Here is a 23,126-nt window from a genome sequence, read left to right on the forward strand (position 1 = left end):
TAACTAAAAATCGAGACTCAAGTGGTAGGCTTGCTTCATATCAGAACTCTAGGCTAAATAGATTATGCTCTCAGACAAACTAAAAAAAACCATCCGCCAAGCACATCAAAATGTCGCCTCCGCTTTAGATGGCTTTCGTCCTCGTCCGAGTCAAAATTATCTGGTCGCCGAAATCGCAAAAACACTCTCTGGTGATTATCACCGCACTCAACGTATTTGCGTGATTGAAGCAGGAACAGGTACTGGAAAATCTTTAGCCTATCTACTCGGCGCGCTTCCTGTTGCACTCTCAAGTAAAAAGAAACTCGTCATCTCGACTGCAACCGTCGCTTTACAAGAACAGCTGATCAACAAAGAGTTGCCATTTTTAAAAGAACATTCAGGCATAGACTTTAAATTTGACCTCGTAAAAGGCCGTCAACGCTACATCTGTGTACAAAAACTGATGGCTGCCGTCAGCGATGATGAGATGCAAATGTCGATGATGCCGACAACCAGCAGTCCGCTTTCTCAAATGGAGCAAAGGTGTTTAAGAGAGTTAGCACTTGCTTACCAAGAAAAGCGCTGGCAAGGTGATAGAGATAGCTGGGAAGACACAATTCCAGATAAAGTTTGGAATGTTATCGCTTGTGATAAACACGCCTGCCAACGGCAACTAAAATCTCATCACTTATGCCCTTTTCATTTAGCTCGACAAAAGATTGCACAAATGGATGTGTTGGTGATTAATCACGCTTTGTTACTGGCCGACTTAGAACTAGGTGGCGGAACGATATTACCGGAACCAGAAGAAACATTTTACGTAATTGATGAGGCGCACCACCTGCCTCATATTACCAGAGATTTTTCTTCTGCAGCGGCAACGATTAAAGGCACTATCGAGTGGCTTGAAAAGCTACTTAAGTTTAGCGGAAAGATGGCAAACACCGTGGTTTCGCAAAAAGCCATTGGGCAGAATTTCAAACTGAATGATGCAGCCAATGACGCTGCGAAGTACCTTAGAGCGGTAAGGGATATACTCGATCAGAGCGACTTTACTTATAACGATGACGATACCTACCGCTTTAGTCATGGCGAAGTACCTGAAGCGCTCACCGTAAAAGCAAAAGATATTGCGGATGCCACGCAAGATGCACTGCGTTGCCTTACCAAGATGCATGATGCTCTATCGGGCGATGTTTCAGACGGCGATGTACAAGCTTTTTTAGCCGACCCGTTATTGGTTGAAAGCGGTCAATATATCAACCGACTTGAGCAACTCAACAAACTCTGGTTTAGCTATGCTCGAAAAGGCGACAGCGTGCCACATGCAAGGTGGATAAAACGCTTAGAATACAAACACCATCACGACCATTTACTTTGCGATTGTCCGATTGAAGTCGGCTATTATTTGAAGGATCACCTCTGGCGAGAGTGTGCAGGCGCGGTGCTCTGCTCCGCAACCCTCAGTGCTTTGGGCACATTCGATCATTTCGCCCACGAAAGTGGGTTGGCAAAAGAGCCTGGTGTTAAATATATCAAGGCTGATTCTCCGTTTGATTATCCCAATCAAGCGACATTGCATTTGCCAAAAACCCAAACAGATCCAACGGATAAAGCCTTTAGCGATTATTTAGCGGATGCCCTGCCAACCTATTTAGACACCAGTAAGGCTAACCTTGTACTGTTTGCTTCTTATTGGCAAATGAATCATGTGGTAGAAAAATTAAGAGGTAAAAATCTCAATATTTTGGTACAGGGTGAGCTTTCCCGTGACGCCCTACTCACTCGTCATAAAGCAAATATCGACTTAGGTCGTGGCAGTATCTTATTTGGTACACAAAGCTTATCCGAGGGACTAGATTTACCCGGAAAATACTTAGAGAACCTCGTGGTGACTAAGATCCCTTTTGCCGTGCCAACATCCCCTATTGAGGAAGCCCAGGCGGAATTCGTACAAAGTAAAGGTGGGAATCCATTTTTATCTATCACGGTACCCGATGCTGCAAAGAAATTAGTACAAAGCTGTGGTAGACTGCTGCGTAAGGAATCAGACTCCGGCCGTATCACCATCTTAGATAGACGTTTAGTTACAAAACGTTATGGCAAAGCCATGCTTGATACTCTGCCACCATACAAAAGGCAAATTGATTAATAATGTTTGAACTCGCTTTAGATCCCACAACTTGGGGGTTACTTTGCTTAGTCGCACTGGCTGCTGGATTTATTGATGCAATTGCAGGTGGTGGTGGGCTGCTAACCGTACCAGCTTTGCTTACTGCTGGCCTTCCTCCGCATTTAACCTTAGGTACCAACAAGCTTGCCGCGAGTTTTGGCTCCTTAACTGCGAGCTTTACCTACTACAAAAAGCAGTTATTCAAACCTAGCTTTTGGATTGGCTCTATTATTGCCACGGCGATAGGTGCCGTATTGGGCACATTACTTGTCGACTTTTTAAGTATCGAGTTTTTAAATAAACTTATCCCCGTTATTATCATCGCTGTCGCAATTTATAGCTTAGTCGGTAGGCTAAGCCCAACAGATTCCCATACTTTGCCAGAAGCGAATCGAACACTCAAAATCAAGCAGTGGGCGCAAGGTTTATCGTTGGGATTTTTTGATGGTATGGCAGGACCTGGTACTGGCACGTTTTGGACTGCGTCTAACAGTATGCTCTATAAAATGAGCTTACTTTTAAACTGTGGTCTTGCTCGTTCAATGAACTTTGTTTCCAACTTTATTTCGCTTATCACCTTTGTAGCCTTGGGTCATGTTAACTTTATGCTGGGTATCACCATGGGCGCCTTTTTAATGTTTGGAGCTTGGCTTGGTGCGCATTCTGCGATTAAGTTTGGCAACAAACTAATCAAACCACTCTTTAACACTGTGGTTATTGTACTTGCTGGCAAGCTCATTTTTGAGGCTTATTTCTCGTGAGCACAGGGCTTATCAAGCTTGAGCAACAAGTCAGCCGCTTAAAGCAACAAGCAGCGCAATTTGACTCCGCGAAATGGTTTGATAAGAATCGTTATATGCAGGCACAGCCCAGCTTATTTGATGCCCGTGTATTTCGAACTAAAAGCTTAAAGCTCAGCGACTATGTTGAAGAAATAGCAGAAGCAATGTCCCACCTGCCGCCAAGTGAACAGCGCCACGCCTTTACATTTGCCATCGAACGGATAGGTTCACAAATGGAAGCCGTGTTGAAGGTGTTAAAATCAACCCCGGTCTGGGCGAAAGAAAACAAACTGAATACACCAAAAAAAACCAAAGTGTATAAGAAGGCAGTGCAGAAGATTATGCAGTCGTCCCATGAGTTATATCAGGAGCTGTCACAAAATCATGAATTTGAGCGTCGACTGCAAGAAATGATTGATCTCAGAAGACTACAGATGGACAAAGCAGAGCCCACTCAAGCTGCCAAACTCAATGCCGAAATATTAGCCCTTCATGCCCGCCTTGGCCGCTGTAGAAAAGCCATTTCCGCCACCGAGCAAAAAATTCAAGAAGTTGAGAAAAGTCAGAGCCGTTAATGCTGTACTACCACCCTATTTATAGCGAGTTGAGCCTGCCTGAAAAGCATCGCTTCCCTATCAGCAAGTATAAAAAATTATACCAACGAATAAACGCCAGTAGATTTGCTAAATTTATCAAAGAACCCGAGCAAAAAATCACAGCTGATGCACTGCAACTTTGCCACGACAGTAATTACGTTGATGGCTTTCTAAACGGCACGTTGAGCGAAAAAGCAATTAAGAAAATGGGCTTTCCTTGGAGTGAGCAACTAGTTGAACGCACTTTGATTTCTCTAGGTGGCGGTTTAGCGGCAGCAAAGTATGCGCTCGAATATGGATTTGGAGCAAACTTAAGCGGCGGCTATCATCACGCACATCGCGATTTTGGCAGCGGCTTTTGCATATTTAATGATTGGGCGGTGGTCGCGGCAACGCTCATTGCCCATCAACGGGTTGAGCGAGTGCTGATCTTTGACTGTGACGTACATCAAGGCGATGGCACAGCAACGATCGTTGCAGATAGAGACGATATCATTACCTGCTCCATCCACTGTGAAAGTAACTTTCCTCGCATTAAACCGCAATCCGATTTGGACTTTGCCTTACCTGTGAATACACAGGATGCGCAATATGTGGCAACCGTCCGCGAAGCCTTACAACTGGCGGTTCGATTATACCAGCCAGACATCATCCTCTATAACGCTGGTGCAGACGTCTATCAAGGCGATGAACTAGGACACTTTAGTGTTTCAAAGCAAGGTGTTAGAGCTCGAGATTCGATTGTTTTTGAGTATGCTCATCACCTCAATATCCCATTAGCTTTTGCTCTGGGTGGGGGCTACCAGCGCGACGTTGATCATCTTGTAGATATACATCAACAAACCTTTTTGGCTTTGTTCGATAACCCCGCTATTATGATATAAACTTAAAAGGAGTGTGCAGGAGGCTGTATGAAGTTACATGATGATATTCATAATTATTATGAGAAGCTGGTCGTCGAACATATCGTCCGTCGTAAGTTAGATAAAATTTATGATGAAGACGTAATGGCTGACTTTTGTTGTACTGTATTGAACCAACTACCATCGCGTTATATTCGCTACGATGTCGACATGGAGTTTTACCTGCCTCAGCCCGAGCGTGTAAAAATGGAACAGGCGGTAGAGCGTGCGATTGATTTTGCCATTTCACAAATCGCTAAAAAGGAACAATTTCAAGTATGAGTACCCCTTTAGAACAAGCGCCAACTCATGTAAAGCTTGCCGTCGACCTCATTATGTTGTTAGAGGAGCATGATCTTCCTGCGGAGGAAGTCATGGCTGCACTTGAAATTGTCAGATCTGACTTTCAAAACAAGCTGAATAACCAACAAAAAACTTAACATTAAATATACATTTAAGTCATACTTATTTTTTAACCTTAGATTCTAATCAATAGCGGTTGTGCAAAACGGCACAACCGCGTTTATTAAGGAAAGCTGTATGACAACAACACAACTCCCTTTATTGTCCCTCGCGATTATTGCTGCGTCTGCACAATATGCTTACGCCAATGACTTTGCTGCATTAGACGAAGCCCTCCCAGCACCCTACATTATCAACGGTACTGAACCTGTGTTTGATTTTGATGGTGATGGTTGCCTGCCGAGTGCTGGGATCAGTAGAACTGGCGCGCAAAATTCAGGGCTAAAAACATCGGGCCGCATCACAGGAGATTGCAGAGATAATCAATTTTTAAATACCTCTAATACTGTGCACCGCTACGCCTGTAAAACAACAACTAACGGCGAGTATTGTGGACACTTCTATGCACTTTACTTCAAAAAAGACCAAGTGTTCGACTACTTTGGTGGTGGTCACCGCCATGACTGGGAATATGCAGCGGTATGGACTCGAGATGGGATAGTTACACATGGTAGCTATAGCGCACATGGCGACTTATTCACTAAACCTGCTAATGAGCTACCATTCGAAAATGGCCACTTAAAAATTGTCTATCATAAAGACGGCATTTTGACCCATGCACTGCGCTTTGCCAAATCAAACGAAATCGCTGAAAACAACTATCACCGCTTTGTCACACCCGCTATCATCAGTTGGTACAAAATGGCTGGAGATGGAATTTCGAACACAGCATTACGAGAAAAGCTCAATCAATATGATTATGGCTCCGCCACCTTGCCCGTTAAAGACAGTCGTTTCCTCAATAACCTCAATCGCTTTAAACCAAGTGACTACCCAACTTACGCGCAAAGTGATATAGACAACGCTCAGTAACTGCTTAGACAAACTCACCTCATCAATCGATGAGGTGAGTCGATATGCTATACCAATTGGTATTAGCCTGCGTCTTGCTTCTGCCTAAGCAACCTTGCTCGCTCTAGTTTATATTGTGCAAAGAAAATACTATCCATTTCACTTGTTTGCGGATCAATAAAATAAGCAATATCGCTTCGATATGGTTCAGGTGAGAAGTGTTTGCCATCTTCCCAATAGAGCACAGCGTGCTTTACTAATTCACCGAGATAGGTGTGATCCCACGCATAGTGACAAAAGCCATGGTGCTCCCCCAAATTAGGTGAGTATTTTTTTTCAATATCCGCCATTTGCCCGGTATTTTTGTAATCCGCAAATTGTTTAGCATCTTGCTCCGCCGATTGAGGATCAGTGAAATAGGCAATATCACGCCTAGGTGGTAAGGCTTGAGGTAATCCAAATTTATCCGATATACCATTGCACTTTACGACAATCCACTGCACAAAATGTGCCCCGATAATATGGTCCCATTTCAACGCAACGTACATATAACCTCCTTTTGAACATCATTTATCAATTATTGCAAAGAACTGATCATGCCCAGCTAAGTTTAGCCACTTCTATTGATCTTACTAGTGCAAGTTCAATTGCCTTTAATTCAGATCAAAAAGTTTTTCAAACTATAAAAAAGCGTTACAAGGTATTACAGAACCGCACTTTATCGCTTATTTTTGCCAATTTAGCGCTAGCTTTAGCAAACGTAAATTTCACCTTACTGGCACTTTTTTTACATCACACTACAATGCAGAAAAAGCAAGATTGGAAACGTACCGATGAATGTGACACGCAGTTCGCTAAAAAACCCAGCGAGTGTAATTGTCATCTTGGTGTTGATTATTTTATTTGGGCTGTTAAGTATATTTAAACTGCCCATTCAGTTGACGCCAGATATTGAGCAACCACAGATCACGATTTTCTCGGGATGGCGCCAAGCCGCCCCAGAAGAAATAGAATCAGTGATCATCGAACCGCTAGAAAATGCGGTAAAAAACACACCTGGCGCACTTGAGGTTAATACCAACATCAATCGTGGTAATGGCTCTATTACGCTAACATTTGCGGTGGGTGCAAATATGCAACAAGCGATGCTAGATGTGCTAACAAGCTTAAATCAAGCCCCACCGTTGCCACTTGATGCGCTAGACCCAGTCGTATTCGCCGGCGGTAATAACGGTGAAGCAGCAGCCACTTTGTTGGTCACGCCCAAAGACTATCAGGCAAATAGTCTCGATTTTGATATGGCGCAGTTTCAAAAGCAAATCGACGAGTTTATTGAACCAAGACTTGCACGTATTCCCGGCGTGGCACGTGTCGATCTAGCGAGTGAGCGGCCAAAAGAGCTGCGTGTTACTTTTGATCCGCACAAAGCCGCCGCGCTTGGTATTAGTTTAGATCAAATCAGTAATGTACTTGCAAGCTCTCGCGATACTTCTGGAGGTCTTGCCAACGTTGGGCGTCGTCAATATACCGTGCGATTCACTGGCCAATATGACCTTTCCAGTATGGCTCAAATGCGTGTCGGCTACTCTGGGGACAGGCCAATCTACTTAGGTAATATTGCAAGTGTTGAGCGCACCTTTTCAGACCGTTTGGGCATGAGTGGCCGCAATGGTAAACCGGCCTATTATATTCGGCTCTCTCGGGCCAACGAAGCAAATACCGTTGCCTTGCTTGATGAAATCAACCTTGCAATTGATGAATTAAACCAAGGGCCGCTGGCTGAAAATGGCTTATCGATTGAGCTCAGCTTTGATGCCTCCGTCCACATTCGAAATGCACTTTCTTTAGTAAAAAGTAACTTAGGCCTTGGGGTACTCTTATCTTGTTTAATTCTGTGGCTATTTTTTAGAGGCTTAAAAGCAACCTTGGTGATTGCAGCTACAATCCCCATTTCATTGATGGTCGCCTTTCTCGCACTTAATATCTTTGACCGTAGTCTAAATGTGATCTCGTTGGCGGGATTGGCATTTGCAGTGGGCCTTGTACTAGACGCCGCTATCATAGTCCAAGAGAATATCTCACGCTTAAGAGCTGAAGGATTCGATAACAAAAAAGCCGCCTTAAAAGGAGCTGCCCAAGTGACAGGAGCATTATTTGCTTCGACAACCACCAGCGTCGCCATCTTTTTACCTATTCTCTTTATGGCGGGTATTGAGGGACAGCTATTCTCTGATTTAGCACTGACACTCTCGATTGCCGTTATTGCGTCAATGTTGTGTGCTATTACCCTTATTCCACTGGCAAACCATTTGTGGCCAGACTCTGAACTAAAACCAGATCCTTATCATCAATACTGGCAAAAGCTCACCAACTTCATCATGAAGTTGACCAATAACAGAGTAAAGCAACTTACTTGGATTGGCGTATTACTGGGTGGCTCGGTGGTTGCAACCATGACCATGCTGCCAAAAACTGACTTTATGCCAAGAGCCCCCACCGATGGCTTTTTCTTTAACCTAGTGACACCACCTGGTGGCAACGTACAGTTTATGGAAGAAGAATTGCTGCTGCGCGTGAAAAAACGCTTAATGCCCTATTACCAAGGCGAAAAAGAACCTGGTATTAAAGACTTTAATTTCTATGCGTTTGGCTCTAATGCTGGCGGTTTTATCTATTCAGCCGACCCTCAACGTGTTGAAGAACTGATGAAAGTGGCCAGAGAAGAAATCTTCGTTGACCTTCCCGATACTCAAGTATTTTTCTTTCGCGGCTCCATGATCCAAGTCGCCAATGGCGGCGATGGTCGCGATATCAATATTGACCTTACAGGTCCCAATATGGACGACTTAATCTCAGCTGCTCAAGTGGCTCTACAAGCTGTGCAAACCGCACTCCCTGAGGCAACGGCCAGACCTCAGCCGCGATTGGATATGGCAGAGCCAGAGCTTAGATTAACGCCTAACGATCGTCGGATCACCCAAGCGGGATTAACGCGTCGAGATGTATCTCAAGCGGTACAAGCTTATACCGGTGGATTATTCGTCAATGAGTATTTTGATGGTAACGAGCGTATGAACGTTATTCTTCGTGGTATCCCTTGGCAAAGCCCTGAGGAACTAAAAGCCTTGCCTATCGTAACCCCTCAGTCAGGAATTCAAACTCTCGGCGAGTTGGCAAATATAGAACGTACAGTTGGCCCGACGCAACTGCGGCGTGTTAATGGTCGTCGCACGGTCAGCATTGTTGTCACGCCTCCGGCTGATATGAGCCTGCAGCAAGTGCAAACCATCTTGAGTGAACAGGTGATGCCAAAAGTGCGCGCAAGCCTACCGGCCAGTGCGGGTGCTATTTTGGCGGGAAATGCACAAAAGATGAATTCCGCAATGGAAGAAATGGCGTTGAATTTTGTCCTCGCGTTGTTCATTTTGTTCTTGTTAATGACCGCGCTGTTCAAGTCCGCCAAAGACAGCGCCTTGGTATTGTTAGTGATGCCACTGGCTATCGCAGGTGGCGTGCTGGCTCTGTATATCTTAAACCTCTTTACCTTCCAGTCCTTGGATTTACTGACCATGATAGGCTTTATCATCTTGCTTGGGCTGGTCGTTAATAATGCCATTTTGCTGGTGGATCAGACTCGCGTTGCGATGGCATCAGGTATGAGCCGTGAAGCATCGGTCAGACAAGCGGTGTTACTAAGAGCAAGGCCAGTTTACTTGAGCACCTTAACCAGTCTGTTTGGCATGCTGCCACTAATGCTCATGCCAGGCGTAGGCTCAGAAATCTACCGCGGCCTTGCGACTGTCATCGTCGGTGGTATGGCTATCAGTGCTTTATTTACCTTAGTGTTGATGCCGAGTTTATTGCAACTTGGGCGGCAAACTCCGCCATCTGAAACAAACAAATCAACGGCCAAAGCCCCGCTCAGCCTAGTTGCCAATCAGTAAGTAGTGAGAACAGAATGAAAAACCCGATAAAACAGACACTTCAGGCCCTAGCACTATGTGCTGGGATCGTTGCGCCACAAGCCATCGCCGTGGTGCCAGTCACCGTCGCAGAAGTGACAAAAGCCCCTCTCACGAGCGAAATTGAAGTTAGTGGCACACTGTATGGGAAAGACGACGTGACGCTGACCGCCGGAGTTAGTGGCCGTTTGTTGTACGTAGCAGAACCCGGTACCAGTGTCGCAAAAGACGAAATCTTAGTACGTATGGATACACTTCCGCTGGAACTCGATAAGGCCCGCCAAGCCGAATTATTAAATCGAGCCAAGATCAATTTACGCTTATATCAACAAGAATTGACTCGATTAAAGAAGCTCGCAAAAACCAGCAGTGCGGCAGAGAGTCAAGTCGATGAAATGCAAAATAAACATGACCTAGCGCTGTCGGATATCGCCTTAGCAGAAGTCGAACTTAAGGTTATTGACGATAAATTGACTCGCGCAACGGTCCGTGCACCATTTGATGGCGTTATCAGTGAACGTTTTAAGCGCGCGGGTCGAGAAATAAACCGCGCCGACGAACTGCTCACCATATTAGATATCCATCATCTAGAAGTTCGCCTATATGTGCCCGTTAAATACTTAAAGTTTTTGCAAAAAGGCATAGCGCTGCCAATCCGTTCTGGTGATTTATCGCAGCCAGATAACACGTCAGCAAAAGTCACAGCGGTGATCCCCTCAACCGATCCGCGCTCACAAACCGTTGAAGTGCGTGCAGCACTGGCAGCAGATCAGACCCATAGGTGGGCAATTGGTCAATTAGTTGATGTAGCGGTGCCGCTCACCAGCAAACAAGCCGTATTGCTGGTTGACCGGGACGCCTTAATATTACGTAAACAAGGCACCCATATCGTCAAAATAGATGAGCAAAATAAAGCCGAACAAATTCCTGTCACCGTCGGCAATGGCAAAGGCCAATGGGTGGAAATTACTCCCCGCACCAGCGATATCTTACATGCCGGTGATAGAGTCGCCGTTCGCGGTGCTGAGCGCCTGCAAACAGGACAAGACGTCGAGGTGACAAACCCTTAATAACAAACCAGTTACTAGCCCAATGAGCTCACTCATGGACGAGCGGCTCATTTTTCTTTTCCACCCCCACGATATTCTCCCTTTTTGATCTATCGTAAAACCAGTTAAACTAGCGCTATCTGAGAGTTAGGGGGGTGTTATGAAACGAACCAAATTAGTGAATCAATTAACGGAATTACTGAAGCCATTTCAAATTAACGATTACTGTCCAAATGGTCTGCAAGTAGAAGGGACAGACGAAATCCAAAAAATCGTCACAGGTGTTACCGCCAGCCAAGCTTTAATTGATGCCGCTATTGAACGAGGTGCAGATGCCATTTTGGTTCACCACGGCTATTTTTGGAAAGGGGAAGATCAATGTGTCACGGGCATGAAAAAGCGCCGCCTACAAGCCCTGCTTGCCAATGACATCAACTTAATCGCTTACCACCTTCCACTGGATGTTCATCCTGAACTCGGGAATAACGCCCAGCTCGGTAAGTTACTTGGGCTTGAATATGAAAGACCGCTTGAACCTTGGAATAAAAATAGCGTAGCGGTAAAAGGTAAATTAACGACGCCAATGACTGCTGTTGATTTTGCCGCTTTAGTTGAAGAAAAACTCGGTAGAAAACCGCTCTTAAATGTTGCAGGCGATCACCCGATCAGCACCATCGCTTGGTGTACAGGTGGTGGGCAAAGCTTTATCGATCTCGCGGCAAGCCAAGGCATTGATGCCTACTTAACGGGTGAAGCATCAGAGCAAACCATTCATTCATCAAACGAACAGCAGATCCACTTTATCGCGGCTGGACATCATGCCACAGAGCGTTACGGCGCGAAGGCTCTTGGTGAATATTTGGCTTCGCAATATGGTTTGGATGTTGAATTTATTGATATCGACAACCCGGTTTAATAGCACTTTGCTTAATTAAGTGATCTTGCATATGGCTAGAAAAAAGCAGCAACAAAAGCCGGCACCGACAGATAGAAACTTTGCTGAACTAACTCACAAGTTTAAAAACAATATCTATGGCACCAATAAAGGCAAAATCAGAGAAGCGGTGCTCAAGCGCGACTTAAGCGCACAAGTTAACTGGTTAACGCAATCAAGTGGCAAACGCATATTAGATGTTGGCGGCGGACAAGGGCAATTGGCGCTCTTTCTAGCATCGCTTGGCCACCATGTCACTGTGATTGATATTTCTGAAGAGATGCTTGAACTTGCCAAAACGCGCGCGGATGAAGCCGGACTGAGTGACCAGCTGCATTTTATCCACGCGCCCCTGCAAGCACTCGATACGCTGCACTTAGGACAATTCGACTTAGTATTGTGCCATGCGGTGTTTGAATGGCTAGTTGAGCAACAAAGTGCGCTTATGCTGCTAAAGTCGCAGCTGAGCGAAACTGGCTTGCTTTCGCTAATGTATTTCAACCATGAGGCGCATCTGATGGCCAATATGGTGTACGGTAACTTCGACTATGTGCAAAAAGGCCTTAAGGTAAAGCAAAAAGTAGGTCTCAGTCCCAATAAACCAATTAGCCAAACTGATATGGCAACTTGGCTTAATGAGGCAAAGCTCAGCGTTATGCAAAAAACCGGTGTTCGCTGTTTTCATGACTATTTAAGGGAGTTGAGTAAGGCGGATGAAGATTTTGACGCTTTGCTCGCCTTAGAGCTTAAATACAATCGCCAAGAGCCCTATGCATCTCTAGGTCGTTATACCCACTTGATATTAAAACAAGCGTAAGTACAGCACTGCTTACGCTTCTTCCGCTCTTAGGGTTAACACTTCAACGCCGTCATCTGTTACCAACACAGTATGCTCCCACTGCGCCGATAGCTTTTTATCTCGGGTTACCACAGTCCAGCCATCTTTTTTGGTTTTAATTTTTGCGCTACCCTGATTGATCATCGGCTCAATGGTAAAGGTCATCCCAGGCTTTAGCGTCATCCCGGTATTTGCTTTGCCATAGTGCAGTACATTTGGCGCTTCATGCATTTCTCTACCTATCCCATGACCACAATACTCGCGTACCACAGTGTAGCCGGCTTTTTCAGCCACTTGCTGTACAGCTGAACCGATATCCCCAAGCTTTGCTCCAGGTTTAACCATTTTTATTCCAGCCCACATCGCTTGGTAAGTCGTTGCCACTAACTTTTTGGCTGGGAGTAATGCGTCTGGCATCACATACATTTTGCTGGAGTCGCTGATAAAGCCATTTTTCTCAAGCGTAATATCGATGTTTACAATATCAGAAGACTTTAAGATTTGTGATTTACTCGGCACACCATGGCACACGACCTCGTTCACAGAGCTATTAAGAACGAACTGATAACCATATTGACCAAGGCTGGCAGGACGCGCTTTAAGCTCATCAACAATAAAGTTGTGCACTTTGTCATTAATCTCTAGCGTAAAAATTCCGGGTTCAATCCAACTATCAATATAGTCAAACACTTGCGTAAGCAATCGCCCGCTTTCGCGCATCAATTGGATCTCATCAGCGGTTTTGAAGGTAACCTCTTGCATCTCAATTTCCTTTTGGCTGTTGTGACTTCACTCGCGTCATTTCTGCCGTAATGATCTCTGTAAACGTAAGCGTTGGATTGCGCTCGGCAAGTCGCCCAATTTTAATCCAAAACTCAGCCTGTGAATTGATTGAGCGCGACATCACAGTGCTTGCTTCACGGATCTCATCGTGTAGTTCATCTGAAATTTTTACGATACCCATTTATATAAACCATATACATATCATATATAATTCATATAATAACGGAGTTGCGGAACAATGCAAAATCTAATGCCAATTTGCTTATTATTTTGAAGCAAAAAAATGCACCGCCTCGGCGGTGCACTCCGTATTTTAAGCTTAAGTCACCCAAGCTTAGGTTGACTCACTAAAAGCTATAGCGCATCCCTAATTGCCAATTGAACGGTTCGCCGTGCATTACATAGCCGTCCCAAGATGAAATACTGTTGTAGTAACTTTCATCCAGTAGGTTGTTGAAGTTAAGCGACACACTAAGCTGTTCACTCACTTCATATCTTGCCATTAAATTAAGTAACGCTCCGGAAGATTGTGTGATCTTATACGCCTCGCTACCGCCGCCCGGCAATGGCCTTTGTGGTATTGCATAAAAGCTACCTTGCCAATTAATTCCAAGCCCCGCAGTCAAGCCGTCAACAAACTCGCTAAAGTCATAGGTGGTATACAGGTTTATGAGCTCTTTGGGCTGATCCGTTAACAGCTCTTTGCCATCTTTTGATTCAGTTTTGTGTTTTGATAGCCCTAAGCTGATATTCCACTGCTCATTGATAGAGCCTGTAAATTCAACTTCAAAGCCTTCTGTCGTATCGCCTTCACCGCGCTGAATATATGGTCTATTGCCCTGCGGAGTTAGATAGCTGTCTGGGTAATTTGGATCGGCAATCGCAAGTCCATTTTCAACATTGCGATACACCGCTGCCGTAAAGTTCAAGGTGTCATCAAGTAACTCACCTTTTACCCCTAGCTCATAGCTTTCGCCGGTGCTTGGGTCGAGCATTTTATCATTGATATCAAAATAGGCTTGCGGCTGAAATGCTTCGGTGTAGCTTGCGTAAACACTATATTGCTCATTAATATCAACCACGAGCCCGGCATAAGGTGTGACTTCTGTATCCACCTTTTCGTGATAGCGGTTACGAAGAAACTTACCGTTATTAGGATCATAGAGGTCAATATCGTACTCCCAATTGGTGATCCTAGCGCCAACAATAAGCTTAACATCATCATGCGGGTTAACACGCACGGCCACAAATCCACCATTAGAGTCTGTTACCGTCAAACTATCACGGCCTAAATCTTTAAATGGATAGCGCGGCACGTCACCTGTCCAATCGTGAAAATTTAACCCTTCTAATGAAATAGTAGTCTGGTTGGCTTCATTACCAAATGACGTACGCTCCCGCTTGAATTGGTTGTAGCTGAAAATGACATCATGCGTACGACCAAATAACTCAACCGGGCCTTGGAGTGACAAGTCTATTGTCTTTTGTTCATCTTCGGAGCTACTTATTACAGCACTGTAACCGAATCCATTATCGCTGCTACCATCTGGGTTAATAGGCCCATCAGGATAGACGAAAAACAGCAGCCCACCTTGCATCTCAATGGTATTGTAAGTCGCGATGGCATGGAGTTGCCAATCGTTTTCAAACGCGTGATCAAGCCCAACAAAATAGGTGTATTCTTCGATTGGCCAGCTACTCCATTTTGCCGTCATCCCGGTGTCACCACGGCGTCCCTGATAGCGACTACCATCAGCGTAAAAGTAAGGTTGAGAGTGGCTATTTATCGCCCCTTTTGAAGCAGTATCAGCATATTCCACACCGAGTCGCAATAAGGTGTAATCGGTCAGATCAGCCTCAACGGTAGAGTATATAGACGTCTTCTCCTGGCTATAACGCTCAATGTAGGAATCTCTTTCATAATGTGCAGCAACAAAGCGGCCGCGAATACTGCCCTCTTGGTTTAACCCACTCGCCACATCCACCTCTGCGCGGTAATTATCCCAACTACCAGCCGAAACCGCCACACTGCCCTTAAACTCATCGCTTGTTGCACGTTTTCTTACTAAGTTTACGGTCGCGGTTGGGTCACCAACGCCAGTTAATAAACCATTTGCACCACGTACAATCTCAACACGCTCATAAGCAACCGCATCACCATTTACATTTGGTCTTCGGCCACCTGGGAACTGTTGCACACCGTCTATTTGGATTAAATTGACATCACCGCCACGTACAGAAAAACGTGTCCTATCAAGACTGGCTCCCCGCTTTGCATAAAAGCCCGTTGCATGTTCCAAGATCTCATCAATGTTAACCGTCTGCCAATCTTGCATCATTTGATTTGTGATAACGGTCACCGCTTGAGGCGTCTCACGCTGTGATAAAATCATTTTTAATGCCGCTTTGTTCGAAGACTCGGTGTAATTTTTTACACTCGTACCAGTCACATAAATATGCTCTAGTTCTTGAGCCCTACCATCACCCGCGGCATCAGCAGCTAACGTATCATCAGCAACTTCAGCGGCATGTGCATTGCCGTGTAGTGAGAACAGCACAAAAGTGGCGCAAAGAGAGAGTTTTAAAGAATTATTTATTGTACGTGAAGATGAAGAGCACATCGTTTTTCCCTAAATTAACTTCATTATGAAAACGATAGTGATTATCATTTATATTACTAACTCTTTCAAGTCCCTTTTTTAGTTATATGCCGTTATTTGAAGCGCAATTCAAGTGTGGTAGTGACCAAAACTTATTAAGCTTTGCCGTTTACCTTTTGTTTTTACCCGCTACTATTTAACCTGAGCTGCGGATAATTAATGCCTTTCTAGCAGCCAGTTTTAGCGCTAACTGCGTTGAATTCACTTCCAATAGCCAGCTATTGGTGCGTAAATTCGCCTTGCCTACAGGATGTAGGTACCTTAGCGAGAGCAGGACGCGGAAGCGGTGTTTTCCCTAAAACTCTCTGGCTAGACAAGGAAAAACTAAGTTGTGCTTTAGAAACAATGAGTTGGAACATTCCTTATCCAAACCTCAGGTTATTTACTCAAAAAGTAGGGAGCCCCTATTTCTTCACCACAGGTAAAGACTTCGCCAGCCACTTATTCATATCACCTTCTAGGTGTTTTAAGGTGTAGCCTTTTGGCGCTAGTGCCTCAATAAAGATGCCAGCCCTACGCCCAGAGCGGCAGTACACAACGAGTGGTGTATCAGTCAATTTAGTCAGTTCTTCCTGATGCGTCTCAATCTCGTTAAAAGGAATGTTTATTGCCCCTTTGATATGTCCTGCGGCAAACTCTTCAGGGCTTCGTACGTCCACTATGGTGTAAGCGTCTGCTGACATTTGATTTACCATCAGTGCTTGCTGTGTGATCGTTTCCGATTGGGCATAGCAAATACTACTAACAAACCACATAAAGCTAATAATCAGTTTTCTCATTTTTCAGTCTCCTTTTTGTACAACCCATCAAATACTATTTGCCACTTTTCAGCCCCTTGCTTACTCAGCCAAACCTGACGTACCGTACCATCTGGGTTCGCAGTCCATGTTATCTTATCCGTCACCTTAATACCCGCTGCATTTTTCCTATCCCCTTGTAATACCATTTTCCCTTCATGAAACTCACCATCCAACCGTAACAACAGTCCGCTATTATCCACCCAAGTTTGATGCCAACGATGAGTGGATGCATCATAAATATTTATACTCTCACCACGATACCCAAGTTCAGTGGTATAACTTTCTTTAATAACACAGCCATCATACTCACGGGTAATGCGATTACGCCCAGACTCAAGGCCTCCTAAACTCGTTACCGACCAATCTCCAAGCCAAAAATCAAACTGTCTAAACCCTTGATCTTCACATTTAGCTAAGCTATTACAGCTAAAAAACAAAATACTAATAACCAACCATACCTTCATTTCACTGACTCCTTATATCCAACCTTGTTAGCTTAGCGGGGATTAACCAAACAGCTAAAGAAATCAGGAAATACTCCGATACAGTTAGAAATAGAGATAACAAGGATAACGTTATGGAAATTCAAATGAAGCCACATCACTTTGCCGGCGCACCAAACGCAAACAACGAAACACCTACTGCCACGAGTAATTCCACAGAAGAAACGGAAGAAAAACCTACAAATGAAGCCATATTGACTGAGTTTATGGACAAACAGGCAAAGAAATACAAAGGTAACAACCCAAATTTTAAGCAACAATATGAAATGTTAGAGCAGTCAGAAGCCCTAATGAAAGAGCAAATCCAACATTTACAACAGCTTATTAGCGAGTTAAAAAAAACACCTCTACAACGAGCCATAAAAGTATCCACAGTAAGCGATGCTGATATCCCAACAACACAAGAAAATATCCTGAGATATGAGCATACCGGCGCAAAACAGTATCGCGATAATGAAACAGAAAAAGAAATTGAGATTTTAACCCAACAACTTGATGAACTTAAATCACAGCATGCTGATATAAAGCAACAGATGATCCAAATGGTACTTGATGAAATGACTAGGCAACGAGATAAAAGGTATGAAGTCTAAATAGCTCAAATACTTCTATTACTTCATAGCGAGTTAACGAAATCAATATTATGCAGTTTTTTACAACTTCAGTTTAGGGTGAATTTTAATTCACCTATAGACCACACTTCAATCTCATAATTAAACACTATCCATAAAACCCCATAACACTAAGACTTTAAACAAAAAAACAAAGTAATTTAGCAAATTTTAAAAAAGCGTGCTTTTCGAAAATAAAACCACTAAAAGAGAATAAAAAACCATATTAATTTTTCAATAAAAAACCACAGTCCCAAAACACCAAATTTAATCAACAAATAATACAAACTGAAAACATTCGCAAAAAATATTTAATTACTAATACCACCCACTTTTCAAATACAATACCGCCCCTTCAAATATCAATCACCACTAATGGTTTCGTTGAGCTCCAATAATGCAGTTAAAAAAACTATCTATATCTAACCAAATAACGTTAAGTTTCACCTTACTTTTTGTCATTTTCATTAGCGTAGGCCTGATGAGCTACCAAGGAATGAAAGAAGTGAATGCCAATCTAAACTACATTGTCAGAACCAGCATTCCATCTATGGAAACCATTAAAGACATTAAAATTGACTTAGCAACTATACGTAAAGATGAGTTTAGTACTGCATTAAACCCTGAAGACCCAGAGGTGCACAACTGGCTTGCTATTTTAAGAGATCTGAAGAAGTCATTGAATGACAAGATAGCATTTTATCAATCATTGCCAGTCAGCAAAGAAGAAAAGGCACTGTTCAATGCGTTTATTACCGCTTGGCAGCGATACGTCAATGCGACTTATCATTACGAAAGCCTTATCCTAAGTGGCAACGCAAAAGAAGCAAATCGTATTATTTTGGATAGCTATCCAGTGTTTGCCAACGCCATGTCTGAGCTGAGTGAACTGGAAGCATTAAATGATAGCAGTGTTGAAAATTCTGAGCGCTCGGCTATATCAGCAGTTAATAGCACCCTATTTACTTTAGCGATTTCTGGATTACTCGTTGCAGTAACCATAGTCATTATCTGCATACTTTTGAGTAAAGCGATTAAGACACCGCTTGCTTTATCCGTGGATCTTGCAAGTAAGATAGCCCGTGGCGAGCTAAATCACGCAATTGCACTTGAAGATACAGGTAAGAACGAGCTCGGTTTATTGACCCAATCTTTAGAAAAAATGCGTTCACAGTTACACGCCTTGATCACCATGATCAATGACTCAGCCATTCAATTAACTGCGGCAGTAGAAGAAGTAAATGCCATTTCTTACCAGAATGCACAAGGTATGAATGTACAGCAAAATGAGCTGCAATCCGTCGCATCCGCGATGACACAGATGCAAGCGGCGATTAGTGAAGTGGCTAAAAGTACAGAAATGGGCGCTGAATCAGCAAATCAGGCAAGTGAAAAAGCCAGAGAAGGCAGCGACGCACTTAAATCAAATATCAATCATATTTCAGACGTTGCACAAACAGTCACATCTGCAGGTGAACTTGCCAATAATCTCGAAAAAAACTCACACAACATTAATGTGGTTGTTGACGTAATCAGAGAAATCGCGGAGCAAACGAATCTATTAGCATTAAATGCTGCTATTGAAGCTGCTCGTGCAGGTGCTCAGGGACGTGGTTTTGCTGTTGTTGCGGATGAAGTCCGCTCACTGGCCCAACGTACCCAAGATTCAACCACGCAAATTGTCGAAATTGTCAATGACCTACAAACCAAGTCGAAGGAAACCGGCGTGGCAACCAAGAGCTGTGAGCAGGGTATTGCACTTTGCGTTGAGCAATCAGAAGTCGCCGGCAATATGATCCATCAAATTGAATCTCAAATTGATAGCATCGCAGCCATGAGTACACAGATCGCGTCAGCTTGTCATCAGCAATCTGTGGTTTCAGAGGAGCTGAACAAAAATATCGAGACTATCAATTACTCGGCTGTTGAAATGACCGAAGGCGCCAACCAAACCGCGACGGCGTGTAATGAAATGAGTAAACTTGCCCACGACTTAAAGTCGCAAGTCGACAAGTTTACGCTCTAAAATACCGCCATAATGGATAAATAGCGCCTAAGCCTAGGTACGGCTAGGCGCTATATAATTGAGGCACTCTATCATCAAAAAAACAATGCTCGGTAACAGACATAGCAAAAGTTGATTGCAGCGCTCACTTTAGGACGGATTCTACAAATCTCTTAGCCGCCTCATGGTTACTATCTAGTTGCAATAGCTGCAGGTAAGTAACACGTGCATTGGTTTTATCTCCTTTAATAAGATACGCCTCAGCGAGACTGTCATAGGTATTCGCGCTTTTTGGGTGTGCCGCAACATTCAATTTGAAAAATTCAATTGCGGCGTCGTAATAACCGACTTCCAATAATTGATACCCAAAGCGATTTAGTTGGCGCTCACTTAATCCCTTCCCCGCACGAGTTTGGTGCTGATAACTTTTAATCGCAACTTCAACACCGTCAGATAAAATCGTTGCAAAAAGCAGCCGATATGGACTTAACTTGGGCGATGCTGCAGCTTTACCTGCAAGGATTTCAAGTATGCCATCAACCATCTGTGTCAATGGTGCGCCGCCTGTATTATCCAGTAAAATAATAACCGTTTTGTCCTCCAATACTCTTGCAATCTTTGCCCCAAACCCTGGGATTCCACCGCCATGGTGAACCAGCGTTTTAATTTGACTGTCATCTCCTTTGTTGGTGATTTCCCAGCCAAATCCGTAATTTCTGTGTTTGGAAGGGGTAAATAACAATCTCTTGATTTCAGGCGTTAATAGTTTATCTGTGTATAATGCACGCTCCCACTTATACATATCTTGCACCGTTGAATACATTGCGCCCGCGGAAAAAGGCACTGTCATGTCAATAAAATCGGCATGTTTGAACCCCTTTAACGTGGTATCGTAACCATTCGCTAGGCCTTTAATTACCTGCTTATGATCGGCAAATCCAGTTTCTTTCATATCTAGCGGTGCTAATATTTGCTTTTCAAGTAGTTGCCAGTAGCTGTTTCCACTCACAAGCTCAAGGATACGTCCAAGTATAGTGTAGCCGGCATTGCTGTAACGAAACGCAGAACCCGGCTCAAACAACAAGTCTCCTGAGCAAAAATGGTCGATAAACTCATCGCGATTATAAGGGTTGTGACTTTGCACCTGACGAAATTCGGGGTGTTGAAACACATCTGGTAAGCCTGACGTGTGATTAAGTAACTGCCTTATGGTAATTTGGCCTCCCGTATCCTTTCGGTATGTGGGTAAATAGCTGGAAATGTTGGCATCAAGCTCAATCTTTCCTTTCTCAACCTGTTGTAATACCAAAAGTGCCGTAAACTGCTTGGTCACTGATGCTAGCTTAAATTTAGTGTTGGGTTGATTTGCTATTTGCCACTCTACATTGGCAAATCCATAACCTTGCTGCAGTAACACCTCAGATCCTCGAGCAACCAAAGCGGCACCATCAAACTCTTTAATTTGGTGATACTGCGCGATATAGTCATCTAGTTGTTTTTGCAGTTGAGTCGTCGCCTGAGCGGGTATAGAAAACAGGCATAAAAATAACAGTAAATGGGGTAATGCTTTCATGTAAATCCTTGTTTATTGTTATGACGAGTCTTACTCTACGTGTCTAATGCTGGCTTGCCAGTGGGCTTTGGTGACATTGCGTGACAGAACAATTAAAAGCATTTAAATCAATAAAATAAAAAATACAGGATTTATAACTTGCAGTATCAGTTGAATCAAAAATGGGATTTTGATGTATCTTCTCGCACCATCAGTCATCGCGATGTATCTCATGTACTGACACCGCTCGCGCATAGATTGTTGCTGAACCTGATTGAGCATGCACCTCACCTTGTGAGCCACCAGCAATTAGAACAACAAGTTTGGCTTGGTCGAGTCGTGACTCATGATGCGATTAAAAAACAAATAGCAAGGCTACGAAAGCTCCTTGAAGATGATGCCAATAAACCAGAATATATCGTGTCTGAACGCAGCTTCGGATACCGCTTTAGTGCAACCGTTAATAAGATAAATCATAAACCGCAAGCGCCAGCAGTAAAGCGATTTACGACTCTAGCCGGCGGAAGTATCGGCCTAGCTCTGGCGTGCATTATTGGTATATATCACTCCCCTTTTACCTCACCATTTTCTTCAACAAGCTATGACGCAACATTGAGCATCGCCCAGCAACACTTTACCCAACAAACTTTAGAAGATAATTTACGGGCGATAGCGCTGTATCAGCAAAGCATCACTACATCACAAGATGTAGATGAGAGTTATATGGGATTGAGTCGAGCATTATTGAGCGACTATAATTTATATAATCAGGTTGCAGACGCGCTGACAAAAAGCCGGAACAATACAGAAAAAGCACTGAATTTAACACCCGATAGTCCGTCGGCAAAACTGCTTTTGGCTCAAGTCCATTCTCTTCAAGGGCATTACCAACAAGCGCAAAAAATTCTAAATGACACCGTAGCAAATACGCCTAATTGGCCCTTGTTAAAGTCACATCTGGCCGAAACCTATCTCTTGCAAGGCAATACCATTGATGCATACCCACTAGCACGCCAAGCTTATGAGGCTTCTCCCAGCGAACCCAAAGTAGTTGCTAGCTACCTCCACTGCCTGCGCAAAATGCATATGGCCAACTGGTTTAACAAGGTACTTGTCAACCCCAGTCCTGAAGTAAAGGCATCTCCTTGGATACAACTAGAACACGTCCAGTTTTTGCAGCAACAAGCGCGGCATGAACAAGCCATCCAACAACTTAATTTATTAGCCAAAGCCGCGCCAAATTCCCAGACATTAAACTGGTTCACAGCCCTTTCTTATCTAAGTAACAATCATCATGATAAAGCGACCAATGTTTTAGCGCTGACGGTTGAAAAGCACAGTAAATACGCATTATTCAGTCAATTATACTTGGCACTCCTCACTGCTAAGCATCAATCAATAAGTAAATATACCACTGATATTGCCAACCAGATAAAGACCGGCAACCAAGACCCTGAATTGGTCTTTAGCCTCGGCCTCATCAGCCTTTACCATCAGCAAAATGACAAGGCTCAGGACTATTTCAAACAGGCTATTGACCAGGGATTTAGTGACGAGTTTAGGTTTAAAGCATTGCCCTTCAACATCACGGCAGATCAAGCTCATTTTGTAGATAACATTGTTGAGCAGCTTACTCTGACTAACTTAAAGAAAAGAATAAAGCGCACACCGAAGTAATCA

21 protein-coding genes are annotated in these 23,126 nt (G+C 43.8%); 14 read left to right on the forward strand and 7 right to left on the reverse strand.

Annotated elements, in window-relative coordinates; translation table 11 throughout:
• Positions 1-64: 64 nt before the first annotated feature.
• From dinG to GSF13_RS18815, 7 genes are all read left to right on the forward strand, one after another.
• The gene (dinG, locus tag GSF13_RS18785) at positions 65-2,134 is read left to right on the forward strand and encodes an ATP-dependent DNA helicase DinG (protein ID WP_102057249.1); all 2,070 of its coding nucleotides are present in this window, start codon (positions 65-67) and stop codon (positions 2,132-2,134) included.
• Between the two features lie 2 nt (positions 2,135-2,136).
• Positions 2,137-2,916, forward strand: coding sequence for a TSUP family transporter (locus GSF13_RS18790; protein ID WP_206473341.1), 780 nt, complete (start codon positions 2,137-2,139; stop codon positions 2,914-2,916).
• Positions 2,913-3,512 carry a primosomal replication protein gene (locus tag GSF13_RS18795; RefSeq protein WP_206473339.1) on the forward strand — a complete coding sequence of 200 codons (600 nt, stop codon included), beginning with the start codon at positions 2,913-2,915 and terminating at the stop codon, positions 3,510-3,512. Before GSF13_RS18790 ends, GSF13_RS18795 begins: the two co-directional genes overlap by 4 nt.
• Positions 3,512-4,417: a histone deacetylase gene (locus GSF13_RS18800; RefSeq protein WP_206473337.1), complete on the forward strand. Its 906-nt coding sequence runs from the start codon at positions 3,512-3,514 to the stop codon at positions 4,415-4,417. Before GSF13_RS18795 ends, GSF13_RS18800 begins: the two co-directional genes overlap by 1 nt.
• 27 nt (positions 4,418-4,444) lie before the next feature.
• On the forward strand, positions 4,445-4,717 hold the full coding sequence (locus GSF13_RS18805) for a late competence development ComFB family protein (RefSeq protein WP_010606573.1): 273 nt from the start codon (positions 4,445-4,447) through the stop codon (positions 4,715-4,717).
• Entirely contained in the window at positions 4,714-4,875 is a 162-nt protein-coding gene (locus tag GSF13_RS18810) for a DUF2496 domain-containing protein (RefSeq protein ID WP_010606572.1), read from the forward strand. The genes GSF13_RS18805 and GSF13_RS18810 overlap by 4 nt, the downstream gene beginning before the upstream one ends.
• A gap of 100 nt (positions 4,876-4,975) precedes the next feature.
• A complete protein-coding gene (locus tag GSF13_RS18815; RefSeq protein ID WP_010606571.1) occupies positions 4,976-5,770 on the forward strand; it encodes an NPP1 family protein in 795 nt (264 codons plus the stop codon).
• A gap of 62 nt (positions 5,771-5,832) precedes the next feature.
• Here GSF13_RS18815 and GSF13_RS18820 read toward each other — a convergent pair whose 3' ends face one another.
• Positions 5,833-6,297, reverse strand: a complete 465-nt coding sequence (locus GSF13_RS18820; protein WP_102057251.1) for a hypothetical protein — start codon at positions 6,295-6,297, stop codon at positions 5,833-5,835.
• A gap of 285 nt (positions 6,298-6,582) precedes the next feature.
• Here GSF13_RS18820 and GSF13_RS18825 point away from each other — a divergent pair, with 285 nt between their 5' ends.
• The 4 genes from GSF13_RS18825 (at position 6,583) to GSF13_RS18840 (ending at position 12,511) form a co-directional block, all read left to right on the forward strand.
• Positions 6,583-9,693, forward strand: a complete 3,111-nt coding sequence (locus GSF13_RS18825; RefSeq protein ID WP_211866666.1) for an efflux RND transporter permease subunit — start codon at positions 6,583-6,585, stop codon at positions 9,691-9,693.
• Between the two features lie 14 nt (positions 9,694-9,707).
• Positions 9,708-10,781 carry an efflux RND transporter periplasmic adaptor subunit gene (locus tag GSF13_RS18830; protein WP_174169946.1) on the forward strand — a complete coding sequence of 358 codons (1,074 nt, stop codon included), beginning with the start codon at positions 9,708-9,710 and terminating at the stop codon, positions 10,779-10,781.
• 139 nt (positions 10,782-10,920) lie between these two features.
• Positions 10,921-11,676, forward strand: a complete 756-nt coding sequence (locus GSF13_RS18835) for a Nif3-like dinuclear metal center hexameric protein (RefSeq protein WP_206473331.1) — start codon at positions 10,921-10,923, stop codon at positions 11,674-11,676.
• A 31-nt stretch (positions 11,677-11,707) separates the two neighbouring features.
• The gene (locus GSF13_RS18840) at positions 11,708-12,511 is read left to right on the forward strand and encodes a methyltransferase domain-containing protein (RefSeq protein ID WP_206473323.1); all 804 of its coding nucleotides are present in this window, start codon (positions 11,708-11,710) and stop codon (positions 12,509-12,511) included.
• A gap of 12 nt (positions 12,512-12,523) precedes the next feature.
• On the opposite strand, the gene map is transcribed toward GSF13_RS18840, so the two are convergent.
• The 5 genes from map to GSF13_RS18865 all read right to left on the reverse strand — a co-directional run bounded on the left by map (position 12,524) and on the right by GSF13_RS18865 (position 17,239).
• Complete coding sequence (gene map / locus GSF13_RS18845) at positions 12,524-13,294, reverse strand: type I methionyl aminopeptidase (RefSeq protein WP_211866668.1); 771 nt, start codon at positions 13,292-13,294, stop codon at positions 12,524-12,526.
• Position 13,295: 1 nt separating this feature from the next.
• The gene (locus GSF13_RS18850) at positions 13,296-13,496 is read right to left on the reverse strand and encodes a ParD-like family protein (protein WP_010606564.1); all 201 of its coding nucleotides are present in this window, start codon (positions 13,494-13,496) and stop codon (positions 13,296-13,298) included.
• 166 nt (positions 13,497-13,662) lie between these two features.
• A complete protein-coding gene (locus GSF13_RS18855; RefSeq protein ID WP_206473319.1) occupies positions 13,663-15,936 on the reverse strand; it encodes a TonB-dependent siderophore receptor in 2,274 nt (757 codons plus the stop codon).
• Between the two features lie 443 nt (positions 15,937-16,379).
• On the reverse strand, positions 16,380-16,754 hold the full coding sequence (locus tag GSF13_RS18860) for a rhodanese-like domain-containing protein (protein WP_102057257.1): 375 nt from the start codon (positions 16,752-16,754) through the stop codon (positions 16,380-16,382).
• Positions 16,751-17,239, reverse strand: a complete 489-nt coding sequence (locus GSF13_RS18865) for a hypothetical protein (protein WP_211866669.1) — start codon at positions 17,237-17,239, stop codon at positions 16,751-16,753. The genes GSF13_RS18860 and GSF13_RS18865 overlap by 4 nt, the downstream gene beginning before the upstream one ends.
• Before the next feature lie 113 nt (positions 17,240-17,352).
• Between GSF13_RS18865 and GSF13_RS18870 the strand changes: the two genes are divergently transcribed.
• Together GSF13_RS18870 and GSF13_RS18875 are read left to right on the forward strand one after the other, a co-directional pair.
• The gene (locus GSF13_RS18870) at positions 17,353-17,871 is read left to right on the forward strand and encodes a hypothetical protein (protein WP_010606560.1); all 519 of its coding nucleotides are present in this window, start codon (positions 17,353-17,355) and stop codon (positions 17,869-17,871) included.
• A 415-nt stretch (positions 17,872-18,286) separates the two neighbouring features.
• The gene (locus GSF13_RS18875) at positions 18,287-19,915 is read left to right on the forward strand and encodes a methyl-accepting chemotaxis protein (protein WP_211866671.1); all 1,629 of its coding nucleotides are present in this window, start codon (positions 18,287-18,289) and stop codon (positions 19,913-19,915) included.
• Positions 19,916-20,039: 124 nt separating this feature from the next.
• On the opposite strand, the gene GSF13_RS18880 is transcribed toward GSF13_RS18875, so the two are convergent.
• On the reverse strand, positions 20,040-21,467 hold the full coding sequence (locus GSF13_RS18880; protein ID WP_211866673.1) for a serine hydrolase domain-containing protein: 1,428 nt from the start codon (positions 21,465-21,467) through the stop codon (positions 20,040-20,042).
• 138 nt (positions 21,468-21,605) lie between these two features.
• Here GSF13_RS18880 and GSF13_RS18885 point away from each other — a divergent pair, with 138 nt between their 5' ends.
• On the forward strand, positions 21,606-23,123 hold the full coding sequence (locus GSF13_RS18885) for a winged helix-turn-helix domain-containing protein (RefSeq protein WP_211866675.1): 1,518 nt from the start codon (positions 21,606-21,608) through the stop codon (positions 23,121-23,123).
• The last annotated feature ends 3 nt before the right edge of the window (positions 23,124-23,126 follow it).

The sequence above is a fragment of the Pseudoalteromonas sp. M8 genome, from assembly GCF_018141365.1.
Lineage (GTDB): Bacteria > Pseudomonadota > Gammaproteobacteria > Enterobacterales > Alteromonadaceae > Pseudoalteromonas.